This is a genomic window from Microbulbifer maximicatervae (SeqCode), assembly GCF_052467385.1.
In genome coordinates this window covers 1,184,227-1,204,318 of sequence record NZ_CP174311.1, presented here as the reverse complement: position 1 = coordinate 1,204,318, position 20,092 = coordinate 1,184,227, and the positions used below count along the sequence as shown (strand labels likewise).

The 20,092-nt window shown below is 47.8% G+C and carries 15 protein-coding genes; 8 read left to right on the top strand and 7 right to left on the bottom strand.

Features of this window, described 5'->3' with window-relative positions:
- Positions 1 to 4 precede the first annotated feature (4 nt).
- From argF to ACJJIR_RS05210, 5 genes are all read left to right on the top strand, one after another.
- Positions 5 to 919 carry an ornithine carbamoyltransferase gene (gene argF / locus ACJJIR_RS05230; protein WP_444907550.1) on the top strand — a complete coding sequence of 305 codons (915 nt, stop codon included), beginning with the start codon at positions 5 to 7 and terminating at the stop codon, positions 917 to 919.
- 807 nt (positions 920 to 1,726) lie between these two features.
- Entirely contained in the window at positions 1,727 to 4,666 is a 2,940-nt protein-coding gene (locus tag ACJJIR_RS05225; RefSeq protein WP_444907549.1) for a ribonucleoside-diphosphate reductase subunit alpha, read from the top strand.
- Positions 4,667 to 4,869: 203 nt separating this feature from the next.
- Complete coding sequence (locus ACJJIR_RS05220) at positions 4,870 to 5,004, top strand: hypothetical protein (protein ID WP_444907548.1); 135 nt, start codon at positions 4,870 to 4,872, stop codon at positions 5,002 to 5,004.
- A 74-nt stretch (positions 5,005 to 5,078) separates the two neighbouring features.
- Complete coding sequence (locus ACJJIR_RS05215; protein WP_108734126.1) at positions 5,079 to 6,323, top strand: ribonucleotide-diphosphate reductase subunit beta; 1,245 nt, start codon at positions 5,079 to 5,081, stop codon at positions 6,321 to 6,323.
- 312 nt (positions 6,324 to 6,635) lie between these two features.
- On the top strand, positions 6,636 to 7,022 hold the full coding sequence (locus ACJJIR_RS05210) for a DUF2750 domain-containing protein (RefSeq protein ID WP_444907547.1): 387 nt from the start codon (positions 6,636 to 6,638) through the stop codon (positions 7,020 to 7,022).
- A 152-nt stretch (positions 7,023 to 7,174) separates the two neighbouring features.
- On the opposite strand, the gene ACJJIR_RS05205 is transcribed toward ACJJIR_RS05210, so the two are convergent.
- Together ACJJIR_RS05205 and ACJJIR_RS05200 are read right to left on the bottom strand one after the other, a co-directional pair.
- Positions 7,175 to 7,618, bottom strand: a complete 444-nt coding sequence (locus ACJJIR_RS05205; RefSeq protein WP_444896442.1) for a hypothetical protein — start codon at positions 7,616 to 7,618, stop codon at positions 7,175 to 7,177.
- Between the two features lie 93 nt (positions 7,619 to 7,711).
- Complete coding sequence (locus ACJJIR_RS05200; RefSeq protein ID WP_444907546.1) at positions 7,712 to 8,242, bottom strand: redoxin domain-containing protein; 531 nt, start codon at positions 8,240 to 8,242, stop codon at positions 7,712 to 7,714.
- Positions 8,243 to 8,314: 72 nt separating this feature from the next.
- Between ACJJIR_RS05200 and ACJJIR_RS05195 the strand changes: the two genes are divergently transcribed.
- Positions 8,315 to 9,229, top strand: coding sequence for an alpha/beta hydrolase (locus ACJJIR_RS05195; RefSeq protein WP_444907545.1), 915 nt, complete (start codon positions 8,315 to 8,317; stop codon positions 9,227 to 9,229).
- Positions 9,230 to 9,315: 86 nt separating this feature from the next.
- Here ACJJIR_RS05195 and ACJJIR_RS05190 read toward each other — a convergent pair whose 3' ends face one another.
- The gene (locus ACJJIR_RS05190) at positions 9,316 to 10,533 is read right to left on the bottom strand and encodes a hypothetical protein (protein WP_444907544.1); all 1,218 of its coding nucleotides are present in this window, start codon (positions 10,531 to 10,533) and stop codon (positions 9,316 to 9,318) included.
- Between the two features lie 638 nt (positions 10,534 to 11,171).
- On the opposite strand from ACJJIR_RS05190, the gene ACJJIR_RS05185 reads away from it, so the two are divergent.
- Complete coding sequence (locus ACJJIR_RS05185) at positions 11,172 to 11,780, top strand: class I SAM-dependent methyltransferase (protein ID WP_444907543.1); 609 nt, start codon at positions 11,172 to 11,174, stop codon at positions 11,778 to 11,780.
- Between the two features lie 136 nt (positions 11,781 to 11,916).
- On the opposite strand, the gene ACJJIR_RS05180 is transcribed toward ACJJIR_RS05185, so the two are convergent.
- Positions 11,917 to 14,100, bottom strand: coding sequence for a hypothetical protein (locus ACJJIR_RS05180; protein WP_444907542.1), 2,184 nt, complete (start codon positions 14,098 to 14,100; stop codon positions 11,917 to 11,919).
- A gap of 373 nt (positions 14,101 to 14,473) precedes the next feature.
- On the opposite strand from ACJJIR_RS05180, the gene ACJJIR_RS05175 reads away from it, so the two are divergent.
- Positions 14,474 to 15,262: an SIMPL domain-containing protein gene (locus ACJJIR_RS05175; protein ID WP_444907541.1), complete on the top strand. Its 789-nt coding sequence runs from the start codon at positions 14,474 to 14,476 to the stop codon at positions 15,260 to 15,262.
- Positions 15,263 to 15,330: 68 nt separating this feature from the next.
- Here ACJJIR_RS05175 and ACJJIR_RS05170 read toward each other — a convergent pair whose 3' ends face one another.
- From ACJJIR_RS05170 to ACJJIR_RS05160, 3 genes are all read right to left on the bottom strand, one after another.
- Complete coding sequence (locus ACJJIR_RS05170; RefSeq protein WP_444907540.1) at positions 15,331 to 15,999, bottom strand: DNA-3-methyladenine glycosylase I; 669 nt, start codon at positions 15,997 to 15,999, stop codon at positions 15,331 to 15,333.
- A 305-nt stretch (positions 16,000 to 16,304) separates the two neighbouring features.
- Complete coding sequence (locus ACJJIR_RS05165; RefSeq protein WP_444907539.1) at positions 16,305 to 18,488, bottom strand: S9 family peptidase; 2,184 nt, start codon at positions 18,486 to 18,488, stop codon at positions 16,305 to 16,307.
- 84 nt (positions 18,489 to 18,572) lie between these two features.
- A complete protein-coding gene (locus tag ACJJIR_RS05160; protein ID WP_413662969.1) occupies positions 18,573 to 19,952 on the bottom strand; it encodes an SLC13 family permease in 1,380 nt (459 codons plus the stop codon).
- Positions 19,953 to 20,092: the final 140 nt, after the last annotated feature.

Genomic DNA, 20,092 nt, shown 5'->3' with positions numbered 1-20,092 from the left:
GCTTATGGCGATCAGACATTTTCTCACCCTGACAGACTTGTCTTCGGAAGAGCTCAAGCAAATTATTGAGCGCGCGATCGAACTCAAAACACTGCGCACTCAAGGAATAAATACTGACCTTTTTCGCGGCAAAGTGCTGGGGATGATTTTTGAAAAATCCTCTACTCGTACCCGCGTTTCATTTGAGGCCGGTATGGCACAGATGGGAGGCAGCGCCCTCTTCCTGTCTCCCCGCGATACTCAGTTAGGCCGCGGGGAGCCCGTTGAAGACAGCGCCCGAGTAATTTCCAGCATGGTGGATATGGTGATGATTCGCACCTTTGGCCACCAGGTACTGGAGCGCTTCTCAGAATATTCAAAGGTACCGGTGATTAATGCCCTCTCCGACAGCTACCACCCCTGCCAGCTGCTCGCAGATATCCAAACCTTTGTGGAGCACCGCGGCAGCCCTGAGGGCAAGGTGGTCGCCTGGGTCGGCGATGGCAACAATATGTGCCACTCCTATATTAATGCTGCCCGCCTGTGCAATTTTGAGCTGCGTATAGCCTGCCCGCCCGGCTACGAGCCCAACGCCAATATCCTCGCTTCGGCAAGTGATCGGGTCACCGTAGTACACGATCCGGTGGAGGCTGTTAAAGGGGCCGATTGGGTGGCCACCGATGTGTGGGCTTCCATGGGACAGGAAACTGAACAACAGATCCGCCTGAAAGCCTTCGAGAGCTTCCTGGTGGACCATGAGCTGATGGGCCACGCCAATAGCGATGCCATCTTTATGCACTGCTTGCCCGCCCACCGTGGAGAGGAAGTGAGTGCCGAACTTTTAGAGGATGGCAATATCTCGGTGGTATGGGATGAGGCTGAAAACCGCCTTCACGCGCAAAAAGCCCTGATGGAATTCCTCCAAGACCACAGTCGATAAACCCTAATAGGGTACAGCCACTCCTGCGGTTGTACCCTGCTACCTGTACTCACTCCCCTGCGCCTCTCCTCCCGACAACGTATAAAAGATGCGATTGGCGACAAAAAATCCAAGAGATCACTAAATTTAGCAATCGGCGCCAACGACTAATTTACAGCCAGCCAAGATGTCAGAATTAAATAAGCGTCAGTAAATTGAGCAATTGAGTACCACTTTGCTCAAAGAGCAGCCATTTGCAAATGGTTATTGCCGTTGTTAATTTACAGCGCTCTAGCTATTAAAAAAAATTGTAAGACACTGTACCCAGCGTTCTTTCCCGGCACCCACTCCTTTGCAGCCCAGGGCTGGCGGGCTCTGCCGCGAAAGTGGCTACTGACTCAGCACCTCTACCCACAATTTATCCACAAACAACTACATAGTTATTCGCCTTGAACTGACCCGCCTACCGCATTATCTTGTAGCGCACTCGAGGCCGACCCCCTATATATTGGGGTAGAGGCTCAAGAGCACCCCCATTATGTGGGGCAAATTCCGGCGCACCACCACACTTTTTGGCGGTGGGCGTCAGGCGCTGCTTTTTTCAAAGCAGAATCAGAGGTAAGCGGGCGGAATGGAATTTCCGCCACAGGCAGCAGCTGGCAAACCTTTTCAGATAGCCGGTGACAAGCCGCCTGTTTCCAGTGTCCACAGCTGTGGATAAACACTGGCAAAGCGAAGGACACGCTCCGCCATGCCACACAGTCATGTGGCCGCCGTTCTTTTGAACGCACGCGGACAGACAACAGAACAAACCTTTCGGAGATTTACATGCACACAGAGACAGGGCGCTCTCAAGCCGTGCCTGCGGAAAAATCAGGCACCTCCAGCGACCAGGCGACTGGCGGCACGACTCTGGCCGCTACTGCACCGGGCCAGATCCGCGTAATCAAGCGCAATGGCACCGTTGTACCCTACGACGACAGCAAAATTGCCGTCGCCGTCACTAAAGCCTTCCTCGCTGTTGAAGGCGGCACCGCCGCTGCTTCCAGCCGTGTCCACGAGCAAGTTGAAGAACTGGTCAGCCAGATCAGTGCCACTTTCAAACGCCGCATGCCCTCTGGCGGCACTATCCACATTGAAGAGATCCAGGACCAGGTAGAACTGGCCCTGATGCGCGCCGGTGAACAAAAGGTTGCCCGCGACTACGTACTCTACCGCGAAGAACACGCCCGCCTGCGCGCAGAGAAAGAAAAAACTGCTCAAATTGCCGAGCAAGCCGTCGATGCCCACCCCAGTATCCGTGTAAAGCAGGACGATGGCAGCCTTGCACCTCTGGATATGGAGCGCCTGCGCACCGTTGTCAAAGAAGCCTGTGAAGGCCTCAAAGATGTCGACAGCGCGGCAATTCTTAACGAAGCCCTGAAAAACCTGTACGACGGTGTTTCCGAAAACGATATCAACACCGCGCTGGTAATCACTGCGCGCACCTTGGTTGAGCAGGAGCCCAATTACACCTTCGCTACCGCCAGCCTGCTGCTGGACAAGCTGCGCTCCGAAGCTCTGCGCTTCCTCGGTGTTGCCGAGCGCGCCACTCAGCACGAGATGGAAAAGCTGTACGCCTCTACCCTGCCCACTTACGTGAAAAAGGGTATCGAGCTGGACCTGCTGGACCCTGCACTGGCCACCTTCGACCTGGAAAAACTCGGCGAAGCTCTGAAAGGCGAGCGCGATCACCAGTTCACTTATCTGGGCCTGCAAACTCTGTACGACCGCTACTTCCTGCACAGCGACGATATTCGTTTCGAGCTGCCGCAGATCTTCTTTATGCGTGTCGCCATGGGCCTCAGCATTAATGAAGAGAACAAAAACGAGCGCGCGGTAGAGTTCTACAACCTGTTGAGCTCTTTCGACTACATGAGTTCCACCCCGACCCTGTTCAACGCCGGCACCCTGCGCCCGCAGCTGTCCTCCTGCTACCTGACCACGGTACCGGACGACCTGCACGGCATTTACGGCGCGATCCGCGATAACGCCATGCTGTCCAAGTGGGCAGGCGGTCTCGGCAATGACTGGACACCGGTGCGCTCCCTGGGTTCCTATATCAAAGGCACCAACGGCAAGTCCCAAGGTGTTGTGCCCTTCCTGAAAGTGGCCAATGACACCGCAGTAGCCGTCAACCAGGGCGGTAAGCGCAAAGGCGCTGTCTGTGCCTACCTGGAAACCTGGCACCTGGATATCGAGGAATTCCTCGAGCTGCGCAAAAACACTGGTGACGACCGCCGCCGCACCCACGATATGAACACCGCCAACTGGGTCCCCGACCTGTTTATGAAGCGCGTGTTCGAAGACAAAGAGTGGACCCTCTTCTCCCCGGCCGATTGCCCGGACTTGCACGATCTGTTCGGCACCGCATTCGAAGAGCGCTACAACCACTACGAGCAGCTGGCTGCCGAAGGCAAGCTGCGTCTGTTCAAGAAGATCCGCGCACTAGACCTGTGGCGCAAGATGCTGGGCATGCTGTTCGAAACCGGCCACCCCTGGATCACCTTTAAAGACAGCTGCAACCTGCGCAGCCCGCAGCAACACGCCGGTGTGGTTCACAGCTCCAACCTGTGCACCGAGATCACTCTCAACACCAAGGCCGACGACGAAATCGCCGTGTGTAACCTGGGCTCCGTCAACCTGGCTCAACACATTGGTGAGAACGGTGAACTCGACCGCACCAAGCTGGCCAATACCGTAAAAACTGCGGTGCGTATGCTCGATAACGTTATCGACATCAACTACTACGCAGTTGAAAGTGCACGTCAGTCCAACATGCGTCACCGCCCCGTGGGCATGGGCCTGATGGGCTTCCAGGATGCGCTGTACAAAGCCGGCATCGCCTACGCCAGCGACGAAGCCGTCGCCTTTGCCGACAACACCATGGAAGCGATCAGCTTCGAAGCCATCTCCGCTTCCAGCGACCTGGCTGCCGAGCGCGGCAAGTACCAGACCTACGAAGGCTCCCTGTGGAGCAAAGGTGTTCTGCCGCTGGATTCCATCCAGATCCTGGCCGAGCAGCGCGGCCAGCAGTTTATCGAACAGGACACCAGCTCCACGCTGGACTGGGACGGCCTGCGCGAAAAAGTAAAAGCCCAAGGTATGCGCAACTCCAACGTGATGGCGATCGCTCCTACTGCGACCATTGCCAATATCACCGGGGTTTCCCAGTCGATCGAACCGACTTACCAAAACCTGTATGTGAAATCGAACCTGTCCGGCGAATTCACCGTAGTAAACCCCTATCTGGTACACGATCTGAAAGATCGCGGCCTGTGGGATCAGGTCATGGTTAACGACCTGAAATACTATGAAGGTTCTGTACAGAAAATCGATCGCGTACCGGAAGACCTGAAAGCGAAATACCGCACCGCGTTTGAAGTGGAGCCGCGCTGGATCGTGGACGCTGCCAGCCGTCGCCAGAAGTGGATCGACCAGGCCCAGTCCCTGAACCTGTATATTGCCGGCGCCGACGGCAAGAAGCTGGACCTGACCTATCGCATGGCTTGGTTCCGTGGCCTGAAAACCACTTACTACCTGCGCGCACTGGCTGCCACCACCACAGAGAAATCTACGGTAAATAGCGGCACCCTGAACGCGGTAAGTGCACACGGCGGTAGCAACGGAGTGGCTGCGGCAGCACCTGCTGAGCAAGCTGCACCTGCACCGGCCGCAGTGCCTCAGGCCTGCTCACTGGACGACCCGGATTGCGAGGCCTGCCAGTAAAATTTAAGCCCCTTTTTTATAGGGGCTGCACTGACTCTCGGGGGAGAGCGTCGTAACCGCAAGTGCGGGCATGACCATGCGCAGCGACCCCGGTCCACCCATTATTTTAATAGTGGGTAATACCATAGGGACCGGGGATCGGCTGCGGCTTATTTTCCCGGGAAAACCCAGTGCAATTGCCAGCGAAAATTCAGTGCAAATAAATGCACAAAAGCGCAGCAAAAATTGATCTGGCACAGGATTTTCTGTGCCCAGGCGAGTTAAAAATACGAGCCTGTAATGAATTATTACCGGTAAAAAATATCACCGGTATGTCATCCCTGGTTGCACACAATTAGTGAGCAATACACCAGGAAGATTTAAGAATTTTTTATCGAACTTTCGATAGTGAGACCGATCAAAAGGGCCAACTATGCTGAGCTGGGACGACATCGACACCAAGCCCCAACAACCTGAAAAAGCAACCGAACCGCGACCGACGCCGGAGGCCCAGGCAAAATCCGTGCAGGAGCCCAGCGCTTCCTACACAGCCGCTCCGGCGTCGCCTGCGGCCCAAAGCGGCTCCACCGCCGTTGATGCCGCCCGTGCCGCAGTTGCTAATATGGACCCGGCTCCCGGCCTGGAAGAACTGGAAATGGGTGCGGCCCGTATCCAGGTAGATGAAAAGCGCATTATTAATTGCCGCGCTGACCTCAACCAGCTGGTTCCCTTTAAATACGACTGGGCCTGGCAAAAATACCTGGACGGCTGCGCCAACCACTGGATGCCCCAGGAAATCAACATGAACAAAGACGTGTCCATGTGGAAAGACCCCAACGGTCTAACCGAGGACGAGCGTCGCATCGTGGAATACTCCCTGGGCTATTTCTCCACCGCAGACTCCCTGGTTGCTAACAACCTGGTATTGGCGATCTACCGCCATATCACCAACCCTGAGTGCCGCCAGTACCTGCTGCGTCAGTCTTTTGAAGAAGCCATTCACACCCACGCCTACCAGTACTGTGTAGAGTCCCTAGGTATGGACGAAGGTGAAGTCTTCAATATGTACCGCGAAGTGCCAGCGGTTGCCAAAAAAGCGGCCTGGAGCCTGTCCCACACCCAGGCCATCGGTGATCCCAACTTCAAAACCGGCACCGTTGAATCCGACCAGGAGCTGCTGCGCAACCTGATCGCCTTCTACGCTGTCACTGAAGGTATCTTCTTCTATTGTGGCTTCAGCCAGATTCTGTCCATGGGTCGCCGCAACAAAATGACCGGTGTTGCCGAGCAGTTCCAGTACATCCTGCGCGACGAGTCTATGCACCTGAACTTCGGCATCGACGTCATCAACCAGATTAAGCTGGAAAACCCACACCTGTGGACAGCAGAATTCCAGCAGGAAGTCACCCAGATGATTCTCGAGGGTATGGAGCTTGAAGTAGCTTATGCCCGCGACACCATGCCCCGCGGCGTACTCGGCATGAATGCGAATATGATGGAGGAGTACCTCCAGTTTATCGCCAACCGCCGCCTTAGCCAGCTGGGCCTGAAAGAGCAGTTCCCTGGCGCTCAGAACCCATTCCCGTGGATGTCTGAAATTATGGACCTGCGCAAAGAGAAAAACTTCTTTGAAACCCGCGTTATCGAATACCAAACCGGCGGCGCACTGCAGTGGTAAGCGCTTCCTGGTTAGCGAATTACTAAAAAGGAGAAAGTAGTCGCTCACAGGAAGAGAAGTATTGAAAACGGGCTTAATGCCCGTTTTTTTTATTTTGAGCATTCCAGTTTCCTCTTCACTCTAACCATAGACTTAAGTTCTATAGAAACTCTTTCTCTCCCCCTGCCGCTGACCATCTCGGCAAAGCATTTGGATAGCGGCTTGTATTCGCGCATAATGCCCCGCATTAATTGGTATAACAGCTATGCCTCTAGATGAGCAGGCCTTCAGTTATCCCTACTCGCCTATTACCTAGCTACAATGAATTGATATATGAGCACCCCAGATTTAAGTGAAATAACTAATCTCAGCTGTGAAGATCGCTACGAGTATTTTCTGAGCATAGCCGGAGAAGAGCGGGAGATCTGGATACTGATCGATAGCCAAAATTGCTTTCTTAAAATACACACCGATGAAGATGGTGGCTTTGAATATCTGCCAGTATGGCCAAGCGCTGAATTTGCTCAAGCCTATGCTGAGAATGAAACGGGCCTCACCCCTAAAAGCATTCCCTTACCACAGTTTTTAAAGAAATGGCTTTCTGGCTTAAAAGGTGACGGCATTGAAATAGGTGTGTTTCCTGCGCCGGATAAAAGCGTATGGATTACTAGCTCAGAGGAACTGGAGATCGATCTACGGGAAGAGCTGAACAATTTCTAAATAGGCTATTCACGTTGAAGCTATCGCTTCAAAAATCCGACAAAGAAAGTTCAGCTCTATTAAATAAAAGTGAGATAACAGGGTAAACACCTGTTATCTTACTTGGGTAATATACAATTACAGATTCGCCGCCTGATATTTATATATACTATTCACTTGAGGCGCTGCAATGAAAACCAGGAATAAAATAAGTTTCGACGCCACCAAAAACTATAAGGAAGAGAAAGATATAAAGCCGGCCTTGCCCGCTTATAGCAGCGCAGTCGCCAGTGCAAAGCATTCGGAAAAGAAAAGCAAATAGTATCCGGTTGGATAACTTTCACGTCATCTAAATCTCCCCATAAGTCGATATCCGAACTCAAAGCAAAATCCAAAACTCTTCCTCTAGAGAGTAGGTAGATATTAACTCCCTGATCCAGAGACCACCAATCATGTAGGATAACTAACACTTTATCGAGAAATTGGTATTGAGCAACAATCTCTCTACCATAAACGGGTATAGCTCTTTGGTTGGGGCCATCAATTAATACGACTTTACTATTATCAATTGGATTAAGCTTGAAGTGATTCACCTCAGAGAGAAAAGCGTTCGTCACTACCCTACCCCCTTAAATTCCAGACCTCTAACTTTACTACAAACTTTTAATCCAAAATATAGCTCCCTGAATTAGCAGGGTATTTAAAAAATCTTAATATGTTCCCCTAATTGGGTAATGGTTATCAGGATTTCGGATAAACTCGATACCCACCAATAGCGTTTGCAAGTCAGGCCTCGCAAAAGGTGCATTGGAAATGTCGACTATTTGCAGCCTTCCAGATTCGTTGATGACAAAAACACCCGGTTCAGCAAAGGGCCTGTCTGTTTCTTCAGGGGAGCGGGGTTTTGAAATATAGAGCCCAAGCTGCTGCATTTGGGGTATTGATAAACCGTAACCGACAGTAAATCCCGGCTGAATTGCTTCCATATGCTGAGAAGCTTTTTCCTCCGTATCGGCAGAGACAACAGCCACGTCAATACCCTCCGCATGATAGCGGGGTAGTAGTACACTCAAGACACGCAAATACTTGGTACATAGTGGGCAGTGCTTACCTCGGTAAACGACTACCATTTGCCAAGGGAAACTACCTTCAAGCTTCCCCAGTACCAACTCACCTCCACCAAGTCGCTTTACTTCTATTGCAGGAAAATCGATACCAGCAGCAAGCTTTATATTGCTCATTAGCACCCCACTTGAGAATATAAGAAGAGACTTAGTCAACCAATGAATCCCACCGTTAGTATAGGAGACTCGATGAAAAAGCCCCTTATTCGTTTTCTATCAACGCTATTAGCAGCCGGACTGCTAGGTGGCTGCCCTGCTAACCACCAAAGTAACTCTTCTCCTGAAAGTCATTCCCAGCCTCTTGAGTTCTTACCTGCCCTGAAAGGGGACTACTTTAAGCTGGATTCAGCGATTATTGGGCGCCCCTACCATATCTATACTCGCCTGCCTGAGGGCTATAATCCAAACGAGGATACAACCTACCCGGTCATTTATCTCCTCGATGGGGATTCACTGTTCCCAATTTTGGCTACTAATCACCTGTTTATGCATTACGATGATTACGCCCCCGAGGCGATTATCGTAGGTATTGCTTACGGCTCATTTAAACCCGAGATCAATCATCGCAGTTTTGACTTTTCACTACCCGATGACAGTGACACACTTACGTATGGCGGTGCAGCACAGTTTCTCAACTTTCTAGAGCGGGAGCTCTTGCCAACAGTTGAAAGCCGCTACTCGGTAGACCCTCGACAACGGGTTCTCTTCGGTCAAAGTCGAGGGGGATATTTTGTGCTTTACACAGCATTTTCTAAGCCCGACTTGTTTAAAGGATTGATAGCCAGCAATGCCACCTTCCTACCACAACAGGAATTTTTCTACAGGGAACCTGTACAAGCGACAAGAGAGGATCTGACTCTGGTAGTAACAAGTGGCTCCAAAGACATGCCAAACCTGCGCAAAGATGCACTCTCCTGGCATAAGCACTGGAAAGAACAAGAGACCACTCCCTGGCGCATTGCATTTACAACGATTCCAGGCGGTACCCATGCGGCAAATAGTACTGACAGTTACCGTTTCGGCATCCACGAGATTTTTGCAGAAGAGATCGAAATATCTCGTATGAAAGCAGAGAACAATTTGCAAGTGGTAGAGGATCACTAGAGCTAAAAACTAATAGAAGTAAATATGTGATTCCCGCAAACTAAAAAGCCCGCTTTTAAGCGGGCTTTTTTAAAACGATGAGCCAATTACTCTGTACAGGCAGCAATACGACCAGCCGTATTTTTACCGGCACCACAGTTCAGGCCATCGGGGATACCCGTGTAGTCTGGGGCCATAATACCGCCGTTACGCTGAGCGTCATGATCGGTATAAATACTCGCCAGGTTATAGGAACGCGCTGTCCCCTTATTGTCATTATCGCAGGAGAAGATAGCGCTTCCGTAAGCGATACCCAGGAAGGTCTTGTATTCCTTCAGATTTGACCACAAGTTGCGCTTAGCAGAACCAGAGCAGTTCATCTGGGAAGCCAGATTGATGTAACCATCGTCCTCACCGCCCAACAGCAAAGAGCTAGCACTCTCAATACCAGGGAAACCGGCGTAGCCTCCAATGGTATAAACCGGTGCAGCCAGGTTGGTGCCGACATAGTTGCGCACAGCATAGACATCATTAGTCTGCAGGTAACGTACTGCTGCGCACTCGCGACCGATAAACCAATCGTTGATCAAATCTTCGATCCAGCTACCGTTACACAGTCGATCAACCCCCTCAGTACCGGTGATTGCACCACCAGTAGTAAAGATTGCCGCGATACCGCTAATGGCAGTGTCAAAGTCCACTTCAACCGCGTAACTATCATTCAGGCCTGCGACATTAACGGTTTCGGTTTTCGTCTTACAGCTTTTCCAGAACCAGGAGCCAGTACAAACCTTCGAGGTTTCGGTCACAGTATTGGAATCCAGCTGGTTGTAAGCACGGTTATAGTAAGGGGACCCCGGTACGGCATTGCCTGCGAGGTACATCATTTGGGTGGCACCCTGACTGTGGGCAATCACGTAGAAAGTGTCATCGGCAGCACACTGGTTTTCATGCTCATAATCATCGCCTTCGCCATTGCGAATAGCGATTATCTGCCGAGCGATTTCACCCGCTGTGCCGTCATGCCAGTAGGGCATCTCGCCCTCATCGGTGGAGTTGTAACCAACCACACCGTAATTGCCGCCATTTACACGCAACTGTTCAATAAAGTCACTACCCGCGTATTCATCGAAGTAAGCCTCACTCCAATAATCTAAAGCCGGCTGCTCAAGATTACCCTGGGAGTTAGTACGCTGCTTGATATGGCCCTCAGTACCATGGCCATGAACCAGGATGTAGCAGTTATCCGCACTAGCAGAGGCTGATCCCAAAAGCCCCGCTAATAGTAAAGAGAAGCTCGCACCCAATCGTTGATAAAGTGTCATTGTGATGTCCTTTTATTTTTGCTCGGGCTTGATCCCAATTTTTTAAATTGTCTTTTTATGTTGCCGAGACTGTTTTATGGCTTGCGAAAGGTATCTGGTTAATTAGTGCCAAGAATATGACTAATAGCGCCAAACAGAATCTTAGGGCGACAAGCAATATGACTATTTAGTCATAAAGAGAAGGAGGCTTAGATGAATGTGACATAGTTCGCAAAAACTAAGAACCGCGACTTCGCTCTAGGTCACAGTATTGATGAAACTAAAGGTGAGTGAGCACTTCCAAAAAAATTTTGGAGCAAGCTATCTTTTCGAAGAAATGATTTATGTAAAGAAAAGGCTGGATCGTTTAAATTTCAACCACCCTCTATCGTAGCACACGAGTATCGCAGCCTTTTTTCTATCGATATACCTGTGACACGTTACGCACCCTCCCCATAAAAAATTGTGGCACTAAATTAAAACATGCAGCAAGAATTACAAGGTATAAATATATGAGCATCTCTACGGAGATAATTTTTAGAGGCTAACTACTCGGGAAATATACTACATACACTTCAAATCAAAAGATAATCATCTAGTAGTAGGTTATCCGCCGATCGAATGCATACTCATTGAACATCTACGGAGGGAAGGGAAAAATGATAGAGCCAAAAAAGTTTTGGGATAAAACTGCAGCGCGCTATGCCAAAAGCCCTATAAAAGATTTAAAAAGTTACAAGAGAAAACTGGCTATAACACAAGAATATTTTCAGGCAGACTGGTCTGTATTGGAATTCGGATGCGGCACCGGTAGCACCGCCATTCATCACTCATCCTATGTAAACAGTATAACTGCCACTGATATTTCCGAGAAGATGCTGGATATTGCCAAGCAAAAAGTAAAAAGTGCCGCTATTAAAAATATAAGTTTTCAACAAGGCACCTTAGGTTCACTAAAATTCGAGCCAGATAGTTTTAACGCCATCTTAGGGCTAAATATATTACATCTTCTGGAGGATATAGATGGTGCTATCGCGCGGGTTTACAATTTATTAAAACCGGGAGGCATATTTGTATCAAGTACTGCATTAATTAAGAAAAGCAATTGGCGATTCCTGATCCCAGTGATGCAACGCATAAATCTGGCCCCTTATGTCCACAAAATTGACAGACAGGAGCTTTTAGACAAGCTTACACGAGTTGGTTTTCTTATTGATCAGGAGTGGCAGCCTAGTAAGGAATCAATTTTTTTGATAGCAAAAAAGTAAGTTCTTCATTCCCCATATACGCGGCCACATTTCAGAAATCAGGATGAATTCCAGTAAAAAAGCAGGAGAGCGGTAAGGGGGAGCCCCCTTACCAAATTTATCTCCCAGTATCATTACAACAGTTCAGGAGAAAAAATTAATTAACGCTATTTGAGTGGTAAATCATCGCCTGCCAAATATTTTTCTGACCACTCACATAGTTATCGTAGGTGGGGTTTTTAATATAAGTCCAAGCTACTTTTCCATCACCTAAGTACATAGGCTCATCCAAACCACCCCATCCATAATTAGGTAACTCGATTGGCCCTTCAAGTACGTTTAGATCTGCATCGACTTCCATTACATAATAAGCTTTTGGTACTAATAACCGTTTAGAGCCGCTGTCGGCATAAATACGGTTATAGGACAAGTTATCAGAAATACACTGGAATTTTGCATACCCAAACAAGTAGCGTCCATTTTTTAAATCAATAAGTTGTGGATCACTAATTTGGCAATCATCATCCTCAACCAACCAATTAAAACCCTGGCCTTCCATACTACCGGTAGAGCTGACCTTGGCGATGCCAATACGGGTTAAAGAGCTGGAGTCTAATGCATCACCAGAATAAAGTCCCTGTCTTGTTATTGTGGCGAAACTATCATCATCTTCCCAATAGTTATAACTCATATAGGACAGGAAACAGTTTGTGGTGTCGTAATCTGCACAATCTTCATCAAACGGACCTTCCCCAGACGGATCAATACCGACTTCATCCTGGAGAAAGCGATCCATATCCGCATCTTCAATATATTTAGGCGAGACGATCAAAGAAAGGTTCGTATTGGCATCCACTGGTACAACAGTATGACCGCCACCATTAGATACCATCGCAGACGTTGATGGTAAGAAGTGATTAAAGCGCCCTTCTGTAGACGAACTGGAAGTTTCCATTTTCACTGCAATGGTACCCAGTTGCCCATGAGTGCTACCTATCCAGTCGTTCCAATCACTGGTGCAAATTGCACCAAACATCTCATTGTCTGGATTATAGAATGAGCGGATATTTACTACGTGACCGTCGCCGCAGGCCCAATACCAACCACGATTATCTGAGCTGCTCATATCCAGGGACCAATTTTTACGGTCAATAACCGTTAAGCCCGCCGAATAGTGAGAACTCCCATTCCCATCAAATACTCGAGCAGAAACCGAGAAACCATAGCTACTACGACCCTGGCTATCATCCTCAACATAAATCAGCTCTTGAGCCCCAAGATGAGTTCCACCGTGCATTTTATTTACTACGTAAGCATCGGGAACTTCACTTAAAGGCTGATTTTCCCACTCTAACAGCCAAATCTGCTCGTTATAGCTATAACTGGCATCTCGAATGTGTTGTAGTAAATCATCATAGTCGTCAGAGGAAAGACTGGAAATAATATACTCCATCTCCTCTTGCATATCGGAATCTTTAATAGTGGTAAAGGATGGCGAGTCCCCAAAATCAGTATCCGGGAAGTTTGCCTTTAAACCAGGAAGGAAATCATCAAACGTCAGCGTAGGGTGTTCAGTAAAGAAGTCGATATATTTACCGTGATTAGTCGCAACCAGAAGACCAATTTCATTCTCAATACGGGATTCAATGGTGGCAATGTTATCTTCCATTTTCATCCACGTTGAACCATATTGCTCAACAAGGTCAGCTTCAACCTCATAACGCTCATTGGCTTGATAATCTGTATTGCATAGAACTGCTACTGTGGAGCAATCAGAGCTTACAGCCACACCGTGGGATTCATAACACTGATTTAACAGCGTTGCATTACCTGTTGGCTCAAAACTGGAAGTATCCGGATCATACTGTAGCTCATAAATAGAACCGTGAGTTGTATCCGCAGCAGTGTCCCCCTCTGACAAAGTAGTGGAAACAAACATTCTCGGAGTATCGGTATCTGTTGCACAGGTCGCAGTATAACTACGTATCGGGATATCAATATCCTCTTCATCCTGCTCCCCGTCAGTTCGTGCTATATAGTGTGCCATCTGGTAAACCTCACGGGCATTGTTCATACCTTCTGGCAAAGTTACGTCAATGGCAGTCAATGAGGCGAAGCCTAAATCTGTATGCTCTACGTCTCCCACCACAACTGTAGTGCCCACATTATCCGAGATCGGATTATCATCGCTGCCGGACGAACCCTGATCGCTACCACTACCGCTACTATCTGAAGAGGGGTTGTCCGAATCCGAAGAGGAGCTCCCTCCACCACCTCCACACGCGGCCAGCAATGCCGTCAAAGAAAGCGCTATTAACTTCTTATTTATCAGTAAACCCATCAGCTCTGCCCAACTCGTATGTCACTAAGATAATTTGTTATTGCTTGCCGTCATCCATTGAATTTTTATCCTCAATTGATGACCAAGTGCGCACTTTAAAGTGATGCAATCGATTGTCTGTGAACTGGTTTTAGAACCTGGCTGAGACCGATAAGTGGTAATTTTGCAGCGATAAACGGTACTAAAATACCAAAGCAGAAATAGTCGTATCATGAATGGTAATTGGGCGATACTTTGCGAATATACAACTACAACGAACGGTTTCAGCTGCAACAATTGGATAGAAACTAGGAAAGCCGATATAGTGCTATTGATCGGCAATAAGCTAGTTTCCTGATAGATTGTCATTTATTCACAGTTTGGAAGTGTCAATATGAAAAGACTTGCTCTTTTAGCTTCGCTACTCATTCCCAGCCTTTCAATGGCAACCCCAGAGATTAAAGGCTCCCCCCAGGACTTACGCGACCTAATTTACCCAATATCAAGAGTTGTGACTCTCCACGGCAGTGCAAAAGAAACGGCTTATTCAGACCAGGCTATAGTCAATATTATTGTCACCACTGAAGAGCCCCTCCTATCAGACGCCATTGCTAACAATAGTTCTTTGCGTGAACAATTAACCGAGAGCTTAATAAAGGCTGGCATAGACCGAGCTAAGATTAAAAATTCAAAATTTTCATCTTCCCCACAATTTGGTTGGCTAGGCAAAAATCCTTCCAGCTATAAAGTTATTAATAGGGTCGCAATAACTATTAACAAGGAGGGACATTTACAGTCTATCGCAAGGCTAACCGATGAAAATAAAGAAATAGAAATAGTGAGTACTTCTTTTGAGCATTCAGAAGTATCTGAATATACAAAAAAGGTCCGATCTAAGGCACTAGCCAAAATCATGGAACAAAAAGCTGACTATGAGAGAACCCTGAGCATTCAGTTAACACCAGTTAATGTCCGTACAAATAATATCGGCTATCATGGGACAGCGGGAGCTGGAGCAATAGAAGAGGTTATCGTTACTGCTTCCAGAACTCGAAAAAGCAAATTTGAAGATAGCTTTTCAGAAGCATATATAGAAACAGAGGTTAGTTCCTTCGACGAAGTTCAGTATGAGGCTTCATTGTCCGTGGATTTTCAGGTTGTGCCGTCAGCTACAACCGATTAACTTTTGATTAAGCATTCAGGTTGGTAGGAGTGAAATAGATACTTCTACCAACTAAATACCCCAGTTGTTTAACCTACCGAAAGTGATAATATCTGGCTAATCTCATTCAAACTACGATTTGACTGAGACTGCCAAGTTTCGATGGCTGCTTTTAGTGCAGCCCAGTCTTTCTTGGAGGAGGGAGACTTGTCGACAACCCCTTCTCGGATTAAGGCTCGAATGGTATCACTTGCAAAAACCAAAGTATCAACTCCCATTCGTCTTAGAAATACCTGGGCAGTCTTACCGCCGAGTCGATCACCACCTTTACGCAAGTACAAAAGATTCTCAATATAGTTGTCTGTATTCCAGCTAGAGAAATACGCTCCCAAACTTCCATGCTCATTAGATAAATGCCAAAAGAAGTCTGCATTTCTCTGAATGGAGCGAGTTTTAGTCCAGTGCTTGATCATTCCTTCCTGCCGCATTAGGTCATCTAATGCCTCCTCCGGTAAGTAACGACAGAATGAAACATCAAAGCCATAAAAGATCTTCTCTATATCCGGCCACTTTTTTTCAACAACCTTCCAACTAAAACCGGCTTGAAAAACAGCCCGGGATGCCGATGACAACCACTGACTGTCATGTATCTCTCTCAAGAGCTGCGCAGGCTTTGGCTTAACCAGCTTCGACTGAAGTCCGTCTAACCCTCCAAATCGATCAATCACAGGTGCCTCAATGGCGGCGAACTCACGCATAATTCAGACCTTCCAGTAAATCTATCTCCATTCTACGCCTATAAATAGAAATTCAAAGCATTTGGAGTTTTAGCGGAATACTAAAAAGGTGGTGCGTGTTTATCCTGCCCAAACAACACGAAAAGCCAATTGACTCTAGAAGTTAATATTTCAGAAAGCTGAAAAAGAAAAGGACATTTCAACTTCCCCAACAAATAAAGGGGAGCTAGCTCCCCTTTATTTACATGATACTTAAGTAGAGATATAAAGAATAATTAGCTACCCATAATCAGACCTATATCTCTAAAATAAGCATAACATATTTATTACTTAACCTTCTTATCAGTCTCTCCATTTTTATACCCAAGTAAATCGAGGTAAAATGCATACTGTAAAGCGGTCTCCTTATAGCGACGGAAACGACCCGAAGAGCCACCGTGACCTGCTTCCATATTGGTATTGAATAACAACTGATTTTCATCGGTCTTCAATTCGCGTAACTTTGCCACCCATTTCATTGGCTCAAAGTATTGCACCTGGGAATCATGTAGCCCAGTGGTTACCAACATATTGGGGTAATCCTGAGCTTTCACCTGGTCATAGGGAGAATAGGAAAGCATATATTCATAACTATCCTTATTATTAGGATTGCCCCACTCGTCATACTCATTAACAGTCAGGGGAATTGACTCATCCAGCATGGTAGTTACCACATCAACAAATGGCACCGCCGCAGTAACACCCCGGTACAAACCCGGTTCCATATTGACTACCGCGCCCATCAACAGCCCCCCAGCACTACCACCTGAAGCAAAGATCTTATCAGGGGCCCCATATTTTAATTTCCCCAACGCCTTGGTAACGTCGATAAAATCAGTGAAAGTATTCTTTTTATTGAACATCTTTCCATCTTCGTACCAGGCACGTCCCAGTTTTTGGCCGCCACGAATATGGGCAATAGCAAATACAAAACCTCGGTCAAGCAAGGACACCACTGAAGAGCGGAACCAGGGGTCTACGGTACTACCGTATGAGCCATAGGCATATTGCAGTAATGGATTAGAGCCATCTTTCTTAAATTTATCTTTACGATAAACCAAGGATACCGGCACTTTAACACCATCGCGTGCCGCTACCAGGATACCCTCGCTCTGATAGTGCTCTGGGTCAAAACCGCCCAGGACTTTGTCTTGCTTAAGCAATTCCAAATCGCCACTATCCAGCTTGGCTTCATAAACACTATTTGGTGTCGTTAAACTCGAATAAGATACTCGAACACTCTCTGAGTCCAAGTTTGGATTTGAACTCAAGCCCAGTCTGTATACTGGATCATTAAACCCAACTTGAAGGTCCTTATTATTCTCTAAATTGATAATTCGGAGGCCCGTTTGCCCTGCTTTTCGTTCTATTACTGCTAGATGATGATCAAATAAAGTGAAATCTTCCAACAAAATTTTACTACTATGAGGTATGACTTCCTGCCAATTTGATTTATCTGCTGCATCTTCCATGGCAACCTTCATAAGGCGGAAGTTTTCAGCTTGCCAATTAGTCATGATATAAAAATCATTCCCTAACTTTAGCGCAGAATACTCATGGTCCTCTTCCCTGGGATATAAGGGAGCAAAATCAGCAAGAGGGGTATTTGCGTCCAGGATTGACTGGCCACTGGTAGTTGTAGAACTGTGGTGAATGCGTATCAGTTCTCCATCCCGGGATTTGGAAATCCACGTATAGAAAGCCTTATCCATTTCTTCATAAACAACAACATCTTCACTCTGCGGTGTGCCCAATTTATGGCGCATCACTTGATAGCCGAGCAGAGTTTGATGGTCTTTATTGATATAGAAGACAGTCTGGTTATCGTTTGCCCAAACCGCAACTGGTGAAGCATTCTCCAATTTATCTGGCAGCATCTCACCAGTCTTTAAGTCCTTGAAGCGAATCGTGTAAACACGGCGCCCAACGCTATCTTCAGGATATGCTACCAATTGATTACTGGGAGAAACGGCCAGGCGCCCTACACTAAAGTAGCCGTGGCCTTCGGCCAGCACATTCACATCCAGCATAACCTCTTCAGGTGCTTCCTGGGTGCCTTTACGTCGCACGTGGATCGCGTATTCTTTCTCGGGAAGATAGCGGCTGTAATACCAATAACCATTATAATAAACGGGGACCGTTGATTTATCTTTCTCCAGACGGCCAGTCATTTCCTCAAAGAGTAATTCCTGTAACTCTTTGGTGTGGTGCATTACCGAATCGGTATAAGCATTTTCTGCTTCCAGATGAGCAATAACATCTGGCGCCTTACGTTCATCGTCGCGCATCCAGTAGTAATTATCGATGCGCTCATGGCCATGCATAACCATTTTGTGTGGTACTTTCTTCGCTACAGGAGCAGAGGTTTGTTCACTAAACAAGGCTTTTTCCTCTACAGCTTGGTTGCTCTTCTCTTCGCCACACCCTGTTAAACCAAGGGTGAGCAACAGTGTTGCTGTGGTTTTATTCATCGAACTCTATCTCTCCTATCTATTTTTCTTTTATCCATTCGCCTGCTTATGCACATCTCACACTGGCTATGATGGAGACAAACACTATCCAGCCAGGATCAACCAACTCATCCCCGCTATTATCAGCGATGCCGTCACACTGAGTATCGCTCCCTCTCGAACCATATCCTGTATACGTACTTTACCGGTTCCATACGCAATCGCATTAGGCGCTGTAGCTACAGGCAACATAAATGCACAACTGGCACTCATCGCCGCAGGTATCATCAGCACCATGGGCTCAAAACCCGCTGAAGTGGCGGCTACAGCTAAAATTGGCATAAGTAGGGTTGCCGTAGCTGTATTGCTGGTTATCTCTGTCAAGAAGGTCACACTAAGGCATAGAATTACCAACAACAACCACAGTGGCATCGCCGTCAGGAAAGAAAGACCGTTGCCGAGCATATCGCTCAGTCCGGAACTGGAGAAACCTTTTGCTAGCGCTATACCACCAGCAAACAGTAATAGCATTCCCCAGGGGATCGTCTCTGCCGTCTGCCAATCCAGCAAGCGCCCTCCCTTACCGTTGGGCACTAGAAACATAGCGACAACGGCTGCTAGAGCCACGGTTCCATCACCGGCAGCATCAATACCTATCAATTCGCTCCAACCACCAAACGGTGCATTGCGAGTAACCCATAGGAGAATTGCCACACCGAAAACCATTAAGGTTCGCTTTTCCTCTTGCCTCCACTCTCCCACTTGAGGGGGCTCAATATCATTTTTCAGATGCACATGACGGGTCAGCCAGAGGGCCATTATAGGCAGCGTCACCAAAGCAACTGGGACTCCTATTTTCATCCAGCCCAGGAAGCTAAACTCTCGTCCGGTTACTTCCTCGTATATTCCCATAAAAATAACATTGGGCGGCGTGCCCAGAGGAGTACCTACCCCACCCAGACTTGCGGCATAGGCAATACCCAGGATCAGGGCAATACTTAAGCGCTCGTTGTCGATCTTACTGAGAATTGCCAGGGCTATAGGCAGCATCATCAATGTGGTAGCAGTGTTGGAAATCCACATGCTCAGGAAGCCTGCTGCCAGCATAAATCCGAGCACCAGCCTGCGGCCGCTGGAGACGCCCACAATACGCAACATATACAGGGCAAGGCGCTCGTGGGCCCCACTTTTCTCCAGGGCCTTGGACAAAATAAAGGCCCCCATCAGCAACAGAATGACATGACTTCCCAAGGAAGCTGCCACCTCCCGATGATCCGCTACTCCAAATAGAGGCAAGAGGACAAAAGGCACCAGTGACGTTGCGGGGATTGGAAGTGCTTCCGTTATCCACCAGATCACAGTTAACAAGGTAATTGCAGCAGTTACTGCCGGTAGATACTGCATCCCCAACGCTGATAAAAAGAAATAGAAGGCCACAGCAAAAAGAGGCCCCAAAACTATAAAGCGCTGCCGCGCGATTGACATACCTGCCCCCAACTACTCAAGGGTTTAATTTTTATAAGTTTGAATCTTGGGAGGGGGATAAACTCCTCGGTCAAGATGGCCGATAAAAATACAAGAAACTGGTCCTTTTGCGCAGCTCTTTTTATTCCTAGAGTAAAATT

Coding starts and splice junctions, on each gene's coding strand:
- argF (WP_444907550.1), top strand. CDS start 5: ATGGCGATCAGACATTTTCTCACCCTGACAGACTTGTCTTCGGAAGAG.
- ACJJIR_RS05225 (WP_444907549.1), top strand. CDS start 1,727: ATGCACACAGAGACAGGGCGCTCTCAAGCCGTGCCTGCGGAAAAATCA.
- ACJJIR_RS05220 (WP_444907548.1), top strand. CDS start 4,870: ATGCACAAAAGCGCAGCAAAAATTGATCTGGCACAGGATTTTCTGTGC.
- ACJJIR_RS05215 (WP_108734126.1), top strand. CDS start 5,079: ATGCTGAGCTGGGACGACATCGACACCAAGCCCCAACAACCTGAAAAA.
- ACJJIR_RS05210 (WP_444907547.1), top strand. CDS start 6,636: ATGAGCACCCCAGATTTAAGTGAAATAACTAATCTCAGCTGTGAAGAT.
- ACJJIR_RS05200 (WP_444907546.1), bottom strand. CDS start 8,242: ATGAGCAATATAAAGCTTGCTGCTGGTATCGATTTTCCTGCAATAGAA.
- ACJJIR_RS05195 (WP_444907545.1), top strand. CDS start 8,315: ATGAAAAAGCCCCTTATTCGTTTTCTATCAACGCTATTAGCAGCCGGA.
- ACJJIR_RS05190 (WP_444907544.1), bottom strand. CDS start 10,533: ATGACACTTTATCAACGATTGGGTGCGAGCTTCTCTTTACTATTAGCG.
- ACJJIR_RS05185 (WP_444907543.1), top strand. CDS start 11,172: ATGATAGAGCCAAAAAAGTTTTGGGATAAAACTGCAGCGCGCTATGCC.
- ACJJIR_RS05180 (WP_444907542.1), bottom strand. CDS start 14,100: ATGGGTTTACTGATAAATAAGAAGTTAATAGCGCTTTCTTTGACGGCA.
- ACJJIR_RS05175 (WP_444907541.1), top strand. CDS start 14,474: ATGAAAAGACTTGCTCTTTTAGCTTCGCTACTCATTCCCAGCCTTTCA.
- ACJJIR_RS05170 (WP_444907540.1), bottom strand. CDS start 15,999: ATGCGTGAGTTCGCCGCCATTGAGGCACCTGTGATTGATCGATTTGGA.
- ACJJIR_RS05165 (WP_444907539.1), bottom strand. CDS start 18,488: ATGAATAAAACCACAGCAACACTGTTGCTCACCCTTGGTTTAACAGGG.
- ACJJIR_RS05160 (WP_413662969.1), bottom strand. CDS start 19,952: ATGTCAATCGCGCGGCAGCGCTTTATAGTTTTGGGGCCTCTTTTTGCT.